The sequence below is a fragment of the Sulfurimonas sp. genome, from assembly GCF_016744025.1.
Lineage (GTDB): Bacteria > Campylobacterota > Campylobacteria > Campylobacterales > Sulfurimonadaceae > Sulfurimonas.
In genome coordinates this window covers 19,691-28,702 of the sequence record NZ_JADGFC010000021.1, presented here as the reverse complement: position 1 = coordinate 28,702, position 9,012 = coordinate 19,691, and the positions used below count along the sequence as shown (strand labels likewise).

The window sequence follows — 9,012 nt, the reverse complement described above, 5'->3', positions numbered from 1 at the left end:
TTTAGACCCTAGGAGACAAAAACTGTTACCACTGGTATCGTAAAGAGGTGAAATAAGAAAACTTGTTTTACTGGTCTTGAAAAAGGGAACCATTATAGTGTTGCTTTGTAAGCATTTTAATCCTTAAAGATATAGCTATTTTAATATCTATTTCAAATTCTTGAGATTATAGAACTATTATTCTATAACATATGAAAGCTTATCAAAATATACATTAAGCTTTTCTTGATAATTAAAATCATAAAGAAGACTTTAGAAAAAAAGTAGAAATTGATAATAACAACCTTATGGATAATTAGATATAATTTTACAATTATAAATACTAAGGTTATTAGTTGCATTTTTTTACTACTCATTTTATTAATTTTGACTCTCTTTTTTACCTCTTTAATGGAAATACAAAATCATGAAAGTACTTGTTAGTGCTTTAGAACACTCGGCAAACATGCATCTGAAGTCTTTAAAAAAAGAACTTAGTGATGAAACAGAGTTTATCGGTATTTATGACAGTGATTTAGGTGAGCCTATAGTTGACCTTAGAAGTCTTGCTATCATGGGTTTTGTAGACGCTTTAAAAAAACTACGATACTTTTTTAAACTAAATGCTCAGATGGTAGATTTAGCCCAAGATGCAGATAAAGTTTTACTAATAGATTCTTCTGGATTTAACCTGCCTTTAGCTAAAAAGATAAAAAAACGTTACCCAGATAAAGAGATAATTTACTATATCTTACCTCAGGCTTGGGCATGGAAGAAAAAGCGCATTCCTGTACTAGAGAAAACTATAGACCATTTAGCTTCTATACTTCCATTTGAGAAAGATTACTACTCTGATAATGCTCCTATTACTTACGTTGGGCACCCTCTTCTTGACATCATAAAAGAGTTCAAGCAAGAATTAAATAAAGATGCTATAAAAGTTGCTTTTATGCCTGGAAGTCGTAAGGGTGAAATAAAAAAACTCATGCCAATTTTTGAAGAAGTAAGTCTTAAACTTGGGGTAGAATCGACTATCATTATCCCAAGACACTTTACTAAAGAAGATATAAAAGAGCTTTATGGTACCCTAGCGGGTTTTAAAATAGCTCACGATGCACATAAAACACTTTATGAAGCTGACTTTGCATTTATCTGTAGTGGAACAGCAACACTTGAAGCAGCACTGATAGGAACTCCTTTTGTGCTTAGCTACATTGCCAAACCATTGGACTACTTCATAGCGTCTAAACTGGTTAAACTAAGCCATATTGGACTTAGTAATATTATGTTTACTCAGTTTAATGACAGGGACTTGCACCCTGAATTTATTCAAGAAGAAGTAACAGCGGATAATCTCATCAAAGCTTTTAATGAGTATGATAGAAGTACATTTTTAGATGACTCCAAGCATCTAAGATCTTACTTAAAACACGGTAGTTCAAAAAATATAGCAGCAATAATAGAGGACACATATGAAAATTAATTTTATAGATTTACAAGCACAATATTTAGAGTATCAATCAGAAATTGATAGTGAAGTTTTAGAGGTATTTAGTACGGCTCAGTTTATCGGTGGAGCTAAACTAAATGCTCTTGAAGAGAACTTAGCATCTTACACTGGTGCAAAACACGCTATTGGTTGTAGTAGTGGAACAGACGCTCTTTTACTATCTCTTATGGCTTTAGATATTGAGTACGGTGATGAAGTTATAACAACTCCTTTTACATTTATTGCTACTACTGAAGTTATTGCTTTTTTAGGTGCGAAACCTGTTTTTGTTGATATTGACGAAGATAGCTATAATATTGATCCTACTAAGATTGAAGCTCTTATCACAGATAAGACAAAGGCTATTATGCCTGTTTCTCTTTATGGTCAATGTGCAGATATGGACGCTATAAATGAGATTGCTAAAAAGCATGATATTCCTGTAATCGAAGATGCTTGCCAAAGTTTTGGTGCTACTTACAATGGTAAAAAATCGTGTAATCTTTCAACTATTGGTTGTACAAGTTTCTTTCCTTCTAAACCTCTTGGTGCTTATGGAGATGGTGGAGCAATTTTCACTAATGATGATGAACTTGCAAAGAAAATGAGAATGCTTCTTAATCATGGTCAAAACGAAAGATATAAACATAAATATATCGGTATAAATGGCCGTCTAGATGCTGTTCAAGCAGCAGTATTAAATGTTAAACTAAAATATTTTGACAAAGAAGTAAAAACTCGTGATGAAATTGGTACAAGATATAATGATCTTCTAGAAGATGCTAATGTTATAACTCCAAAAATTGCCCAAAATAATATTAGTGTATTTGCGCAATACTCTATTAGAGTTAAAGATAGAGAAGCTTTAGTTGCTAAACTTAGTGATGCAGAAATTCCTACTGCGGTTCACTATCCTGTTCCTCTTCACCTCCAAGAAGCATTTGAAAATCTTGGTTACAAAAAGGGAGACTTCCCTATCAGTGAAGAAGTAGCTACACAAATCATGTCTCTTCCTATGAGCCCGTATCTTACAGAAGCTCAACAAGACTTTATTGTTAAGTCTATAAAAGGCGAATAATGAAAAACATAGCAATTGTTGGTTTAGGTGCAATGGGTAAAAACCATTATAAAACTCTAAAAAATCTATCAGGGGCGAAGGTAGTTGGACTATGTGATGTAAATTATAGTGATGTGTATGAAGAGCCTTTTTTTACAGACTTTGAGACTATGCTTGTTGAAACTAAACCAGATGCAGTTATCATAGTAACACCTACATTTTTACACAAAGATAGTGCTCTTATCTGTGCTAAACACAATGTAAATATGTTTATAGAAAAACCAGCAGCGTCAAGTGTAGAAGATGCAAACATAATGTTAGAAGATATTAATGCTAAAAATCTTAAAAGCTGTGTAGGATATATTGAGAGATATAATCCTGTTGTTAAAGCTCTTATAAATGAGATTTCTGGACATGAAATTCTTTCTATTTCTATAACTCGTAGTGGTGCCTTTCCTGAGAGAATTGCAGATGTTGGAATATTAACGGACTTATCTGTTCATGATAGTGACCTTATTAGATTTATTACTCAAAAAAATATCGTAAGAAGTGCTGTTTTTAAATCTCAAAAAATCCATAAAACACATGAAGACAATGCAATACTAGCATTTGAGCTTGAGGGCGCAGTTGTTGGTGATATTACAACAAATTGGCTTACTCCATATAGAAAAAGAAGTATTGCACTAGCTTGTAGAGTAGAAGCAACAAGTGAGATAAAATACTTTGAAGCAGATCTACTCTCTCAAACTCTAAAAGAGAGAATCAATATAAATTCTTCTTCTCATACAACTAGAAACTGTTTTGTATCTAGAAGTAATGCTCTTAGTGATGAACTTTCTGCATTTATCAACTATTTAAAGAGTGGAGACATTGGTTCTTTAGCTACAATAGAAGACAGCATAATTACATTGGAGATTGCAAATGATTCATGAAACCTCAATAATAGAAGATGGTGCTAAAATAGCAGATAATGTAACAATAGGACCATTTTGTAATATTAGTAAGGATATAGAGTTGAAATCTGGATGTAAACTAGAATCAAATGTAATTCTAAAAGGTAAACTAATAGTTGACAAAGATGTTAGAATATTTAGTTTTACTGCTATTGGTAATGAAAATTCAGATATCACTATTGGTAAAAAAACACATATTAGAGAATTTGTACAAATTGGTTCACAAGATAGCGAAGATGGAAATACAACTAAAGTAACGGTAGGTGATGAAAACTTCTTGATGGGTTATGTTCAACTTTTAAGTGGATGTACTACTGGTCAAGGTTGTATTCTTACAAATGCTGTTAGACTATATGAGAATGTAACTTGTGAAGATAGAGTTATCGTTGGCGGTCTAAGTACTATAGAAGCTGGTAATACCATTGGTTCTGGTGTAATGATTGGTGGAGCTTCATGTGTTGATCATGATATACCACCATTTACTCTGGTAGAAGGCAATAGAGCTACTGTAAAAGGTTTAAATGTTGTTGGACTAAGAAGAAGACTTAAAAATAAAGCAGATATAGAAAAAATTAAATCTATTTTCAAACAAATTCTAGGTGAGATAGTCGATAAAGAGCTTGCATCTGATATAGCAAAAGAGCACGAAAACGAATATGCTAGAGAATTCGCTTCGTTTATCTCAAAGAGTAATAATATTTAATTATTCTCTTTTTATATCTTATTTAAATGAGTCAGAAACTCTTCTGGCTCTATAAAACCTACAATACTCTTAGATTTTAAAACATTAGATTTTTCATCAAAAAAGATTAAAACAGGTGGGCCAAATACTCCGTACTTTTTGCTTAAATCTTTTTGCTCTTGTTTGTTGGCTGTTACATCTGCTTTTATGAGAATAAACTCTCTCATCTTATTTGCAACCTTAGCATCTGCAAAGGTTACTTCTTCTAACTCTTTACAAGAGCTACACCAATCAGCATAAAAATCAATCATTATCTTCTTGCCTTTATGCTTGTTCAAAAGTTCATCTAACTCTACTACAGAAGTAACTCTAAGAAATTTAGTATCTTTACTCTTCATCTGAGTAATACTAGAAGCCGCTTGAGGCTTTAAAAATGACAAAGGCTTACTCATACTTGTTGAGCCACCTAAAACACCTATAAGAAGAGATACAGAGTAGATAAACATAATCACTGCAACACTTCGTTTAAATATATGTGAATCCTTGTCAAAAGTTCCTAAGTAGATAGAAAAACTAATCCCTAACATAGAATAAAGAGCCATAGTTACATATATGTCAGTAACACGTTCTAACATCCATATAGCAACTCCTAGCATCATAACACCAAATATTGCACTTACCATTGTCATCCAAGCACCAGGTTTAGGCATAAACTTACCTGCACTTACTCCAACTAGGATAAGAGGAACACCCATTCCTATACTCATAGAAAATAGAGCCATTCCACCAAGGACTGCATCTCCAGTTTGACCTATGTAAACTAAAGCACCTGCAAGTGGAGCAGCTACGCAAGGTCCAACTATAAGAGCTGATAAAAAGCCCATAATTGCAACACCAATATATCCACTTTTATGACTAGATGCACTTGCCTTTGCAACTATAGCATCTGGGAGTTTTAACTCATAATAACCAAACATACTAAGAGCAAGTGCTACGAAAACAGCTGAAAATGAATAGATAACCCATGGAGTTTGAAGTGCAGCTTGAAGGTTAGAGCCAAAAAGACCAGCTAAAACTCCAGCTATTGTATAAGCAACTGCCATAGCAAGAACATAAATAAAAGATAACATAAAGGCTTTTTTAGTTGTTATTCCATCACCTTGAGAAATAATAACTCCAGAGATAATAGGAATCATAGGAAATACACATGGAGTAAGTGCAAGAAGAAGACCAAAACCTAAAAATGTAAGTAAAATAACAAATACACTACCAGACTTAATAGTATCTGCAATAGCATCTGTCTCAGATTTTTCTTCTTTGTTTAAATTTAAACTCTTAAGCTCTGGTTTTGATGAAGATGCAATGCTTAACTTAGATGTATCAATATCAAAATTATAAACTTTAGTAAAAGGCTCATAACAAAGACCCTGTTCTGAACAACCTTGATAAGATAGACTAAACTCTATCTTTTTAGTTCCAGTGATGTCAGGCTCTTTTTGCAAGGTAACTAGAAAACTGGGAGAATCTAAGAAAACCATAGTTCCATGGTGCTCAACACTCTTTGGTCTAGCAACATTAGAGATACTTACTCCACTACCCTCTTTCACTTCTAATTTTAGTTGTTCATCATATAAGTAAATTTCTTCAGCAATGTTAACAACAGCTTCTATCTGCATCTTAGAGTTAACTTGAACATCTGGAATAAATGCAACATCTGGCATCAAAAACTTATTAGCAGCAGATAAAACAAGAGTGGACATAATAAGTAGTAAAAGTATTTTTTTCATATATATTTGCCTATTAAAATAATTGGAAAATTATAACTAATTAAAATATAATTTAAAAGGTATAAACAACTTTGAAGTTCACACCAAAGGATGGATCTACAGAATATTTATTTTGTACATCTCCATTAGAATCATATGTATTTATATCGCCTTGAACTTCATAAAGTGCATCAAGTTCTACTTTTAAGTCTTTTGTTAAATTAGAAGATATTCCAACATTAGTCATATAGTCTTTTGTTTCTATATAACCTTTTTTCTCAATAACACTATTATCACCAAGTTTAACTACAGATTGAGAATAAATCATACCTAAACGAACAAGAGTATGCTTATTTAAGTGATACCCAACAAATGTACGAGGAAAACCTATAACAGATTTAAAGCCATCCTGATGACTAGCTCTATAACTATAACTTAGCATAGGAAGAGCAGTAGTATTTATTGGGTGGTAATTTACAAAAGCTCCAAATTGGATTGTATGATCATTATCTAATTTGTAAGATGCAAAAGAAAATGCTCCAAAAGAATATGAATCTTCTGGATTACTTTCAAAACTAGATGTAACCGAGACTGAATTAATAATAAATAATTCTTCATTCACCTTATATGGTAATTTTATATCAGCTTTAATAGTATGTAGTAGTTCTATTGGTTTGGATACCCCATCGCCAAATGGCAAGTCAGCAATATCATTCCATATAAAAGATTGGTTCACATATTCTAAAGCTAAAAAAGCATTATTTATTTTCAATTTATTTTTAGCAACTTCATATCCACCTGAACTACCTTTAATAGTTACATCTGCCATATATGAGGATTCGTAAGATACCTTTGGTTTCAGCATACGTTCTAAAGCACTGTTAACTTCTTGTGCATAAATAAGAGTGCTTGCAATAGGTATAATTAAAAGAGTTCTAAGTAGTGATTTCATAATTTTCCGAATTTTTTTGACATAGTAACTAAAGAACATTAACAATTCCAATACTTTGTTTAATGATAATAATAAAGTTTACTAAAGAGAGTCAAAACCTTTTTGAGTCAATACTAAAGTAACACCATCTTCTTGAGTTTCAACTAAAGCAGAACTTTTCAACTCATTCATAGCTTGTTCTAAAACATCATCTTGCTTTGCATCTAGTCTTTTCAAAATATTTGTAACAACATCTTGTTTAGTCATAATCTGACCAACTTTTTTATTCTTTTTAAACCACTTCATAAACATTTCTTTAACTTCGTTTTTAGGAGCTGGATCAATTTTTTTATTTTTTGGAGGAGATTTCATTATTTACCTTAATTTTTTCATATTTGTATTGTCTCATACTTTTACTAAAAATATAGAATTGCAACTAAGTGAGTTAAGTGAATAGAGAAGGTTCATCTATATAAAAACCTTGCGAATAATCTATATTTAGTTCTTTTACTTTATCTAAAACAGCACTTGAGTGAACATATTCTGCAATAGTTTTAATACCAAGCTTTTTAGCAAACTCTACAATTGACTCTACAACTATAAATGAGTTATTATCTGTATCGATATTTTTCACTAAAGAACCATCTATCTTAATATAATCAGCATTAATTTTTGTTAGATGCGAAAAATTAGAGTAGCCGCTTCCAAAATCATCGATTGCTATTTTTGCACCATATCTTCTAGCTTCTTGTATAAAACGGTTTACTTTTTTAAAGTCTTCTATTGCATCTGATTCCAATATTTCAAAAGTCACTTTATCTGATATAGTAGAATTTTTTAATTTACACATAATAAACTCAAACATATCTTTTTTTATAATATCTTCAATAGAAAGATTTATTGTAAATTCACAGTTCATAGTTTCAAAATTATCAAATGATTTATCAATCATTATTCTTGTAATCATGTTGTAGTATTTAATCTTTTTTGCAATGGGGATAAAAGTAAGAGGAGATACTATTTTGCCCTTAGCGTCTACTAACCTTGCTAAACACTCATATTTTTGAACCTTTAATGTTTTAGTATCTACAATAGCTTGATAATATGGAACTATTCTATAGTTTCCTACTGCTTCTCTAACGGTATCGGATAATTCTAATTTTCTTGCATAATCTTGCTCAAAGTTCATTTTATCCTCATATATCCAAAAGTTTGTACCTGTATCTTTTGCATATCTTAAAGCCATTGAAACTTTTGAAAATATATTATCATTGTTTTTACTTGCAGATGAAGCTAGTGTAAAATCTAAATAAATGTTGGTGTCAGTATACTTAAACAACAAAGTTTTTCATATCTTCACAAAGAGCAGACAAGTGTTCTTTAATATCTGTGCAAACGCTTTTAAAATGTTAATTATTTGCTTATGAAATGTTAGTACCTAACGAAATACGCTCTTTTTAGACTAATCTACTCACATTTCATTAGCAAATCTAAAACTTTATATATACGCCTTTAACCTGTCCTATTACATCGAATTCTTCTAGTTTTACATCTTCATACAATTTATTTATGCTTCTCATGTAGTACTTATTATCTTTAATCTTAATACTTTTAATATGCAGTCCATCTGGAGTGTTAATAACATATAGTCCTGTACTGTTTATCTCAACCTGACTCTTATCAACAAAGACCAAGCTTCCATCTTTTATATCAGGCTCCATAGACTCTCCAAAGACCTGTAACACTTCAGTATATTTGTAGCTGCTATTTATATGATCTAGTAACTGCTTATCTATTACTAATGGAGTTGTGTTTAGTTCATCATTTATTGCACCAGCTCCAGCTGAAGTTATGACTGATTTTTGATATTTAAGAATGATGTAGTTTGAAGTACTTTCAACTAAGCTCTCTGGAAGCTGACTAAAAAAGAACCAGTTAATTGAGATATTCCGCTTTGCTAAGAACTGCATTATCTCAAGATAGTGTGGAGAGTTTCTAGCTTTTTGTTTTCTGAAGTTACTGTAGTCTATGTCGAGGGCGACTGCAACATCTTTATCTTGTGTCTTGATATCATTTAATTCTCTTGAGAGTATGTCTTTGAGCTTCTCTATTATTTCACTATAATTATACATAAAACATTATAGCTATATAGGAT

9 protein-coding genes are annotated in these 9,012 nt (G+C 31.5%); 4 read left to right on the top strand and 5 right to left on the bottom strand.

What is annotated here, in order from left to right:
• Nucleotides 1-406: 406 nt before the first annotated feature.
• From lpxB to QZZ48_RS05085, 4 genes are read left to right on the top strand one after another with little or no spacing between them, the layout of a single operon-like run.
• On the top strand, nucleotides 407-1,462 hold the full coding sequence (gene lpxB, locus QZZ48_RS05100) for a lipid-A-disaccharide synthase (RefSeq protein WP_294962669.1): 1,056 nt from the start codon (nucleotides 407-409) through the stop codon (nucleotides 1,460-1,462).
• Entirely contained in the window at nucleotides 1,452-2,546 is a 1,095-nt protein-coding gene (locus QZZ48_RS05095) for a DegT/DnrJ/EryC1/StrS family aminotransferase (RefSeq protein WP_294962668.1), read from the top strand. Before lpxB ends, QZZ48_RS05095 begins: the two co-directional genes overlap by 11 nt.
• Nucleotides 2,546-3,457, top strand: coding sequence for a Gfo/Idh/MocA family oxidoreductase (locus QZZ48_RS05090; RefSeq protein WP_294962666.1), 912 nt, complete (start codon nucleotides 2,546-2,548; stop codon nucleotides 3,455-3,457). Before QZZ48_RS05095 ends, QZZ48_RS05090 begins: the two co-directional genes overlap by 1 nt.
• Nucleotides 3,447-4,181: an acyl-ACP--UDP-N- acetylglucosamine O-acyltransferase gene (locus QZZ48_RS05085; RefSeq protein WP_294962663.1), complete on the top strand. Its 735-nt coding sequence runs from the start codon at nucleotides 3,447-3,449 to the stop codon at nucleotides 4,179-4,181. The genes QZZ48_RS05090 and QZZ48_RS05085 overlap by 11 nt, the downstream gene beginning before the upstream one ends.
• Before the next feature lie 11 nt (nucleotides 4,182-4,192).
• Here QZZ48_RS05085 and dsbD read toward each other — a convergent pair whose 3' ends face one another.
• From dsbD to QZZ48_RS05060, 5 genes are all read right to left on the bottom strand, one after another.
• A complete protein-coding gene (dsbD, locus tag QZZ48_RS05080; protein WP_294962660.1) occupies nucleotides 4,193-5,947 on the bottom strand; it encodes a protein-disulfide reductase DsbD in 1,755 nt (584 codons plus the stop codon).
• A gap of 52 nt (nucleotides 5,948-5,999) precedes the next feature.
• Nucleotides 6,000-6,878: a hypothetical protein gene (locus tag QZZ48_RS05075; protein ID WP_294962658.1), complete on the bottom strand. Its 879-nt coding sequence runs from the start codon at nucleotides 6,876-6,878 to the stop codon at nucleotides 6,000-6,002.
• An 81-nt stretch (nucleotides 6,879-6,959) separates the two neighbouring features.
• Nucleotides 6,960-7,229, bottom strand: coding sequence for a hypothetical protein (locus QZZ48_RS05070; RefSeq protein ID WP_294962656.1), 270 nt, complete (start codon nucleotides 7,227-7,229; stop codon nucleotides 6,960-6,962).
• Nucleotides 7,230-7,302: 73 nt separating this feature from the next.
• Nucleotides 7,303-8,196, bottom strand: coding sequence for an EAL domain-containing protein (locus QZZ48_RS05065; protein ID WP_294962653.1), 894 nt, complete (start codon nucleotides 8,194-8,196; stop codon nucleotides 7,303-7,305).
• 151 nt (nucleotides 8,197-8,347) lie between these two features.
• A complete protein-coding gene (locus QZZ48_RS05060) occupies nucleotides 8,348-8,989 on the bottom strand; it encodes a S24 family peptidase (RefSeq protein ID WP_294962650.1) in 642 nt (213 codons plus the stop codon).
• Nucleotides 8,990-9,012: the final 23 nt, after the last annotated feature.

Bases quoted from the DNA above. Each gene is read 5' to 3' on its own strand.
- lpxB (WP_294962669.1), top strand. From the start codon at position 407: ATGAAAGTACTTGTTAGTGCTTTAGAACACTCGGCAAACATGCATCTG.
- QZZ48_RS05095 (WP_294962668.1), top strand. From the start codon at position 1,452: ATGAAAATTAATTTTATAGATTTACAAGCACAATATTTAGAGTATCAA.
- QZZ48_RS05090 (WP_294962666.1), top strand. From the start codon at position 2,546: ATGAAAAACATAGCAATTGTTGGTTTAGGTGCAATGGGTAAAAACCAT.
- QZZ48_RS05085 (WP_294962663.1), top strand. From the start codon at position 3,447: ATGATTCATGAAACCTCAATAATAGAAGATGGTGCTAAAATAGCAGAT.
- dsbD (WP_294962660.1), bottom strand. From the start codon at position 5,947: ATGAAAAAAATACTTTTACTACTTATTATGTCCACTCTTGTTTTATCT.
- QZZ48_RS05075 (WP_294962658.1), bottom strand. From the start codon at position 6,878: ATGAAATCACTACTTAGAACTCTTTTAATTATACCTATTGCAAGCACT.
- QZZ48_RS05070 (WP_294962656.1), bottom strand. From the start codon at position 7,229: ATGAAATCTCCTCCAAAAAATAAAAAAATTGATCCAGCTCCTAAAAAC.
- QZZ48_RS05060 (WP_294962650.1), bottom strand. From the start codon at position 8,989: ATGTATAATTATAGTGAAATAATAGAGAAGCTCAAAGACATACTCTCA.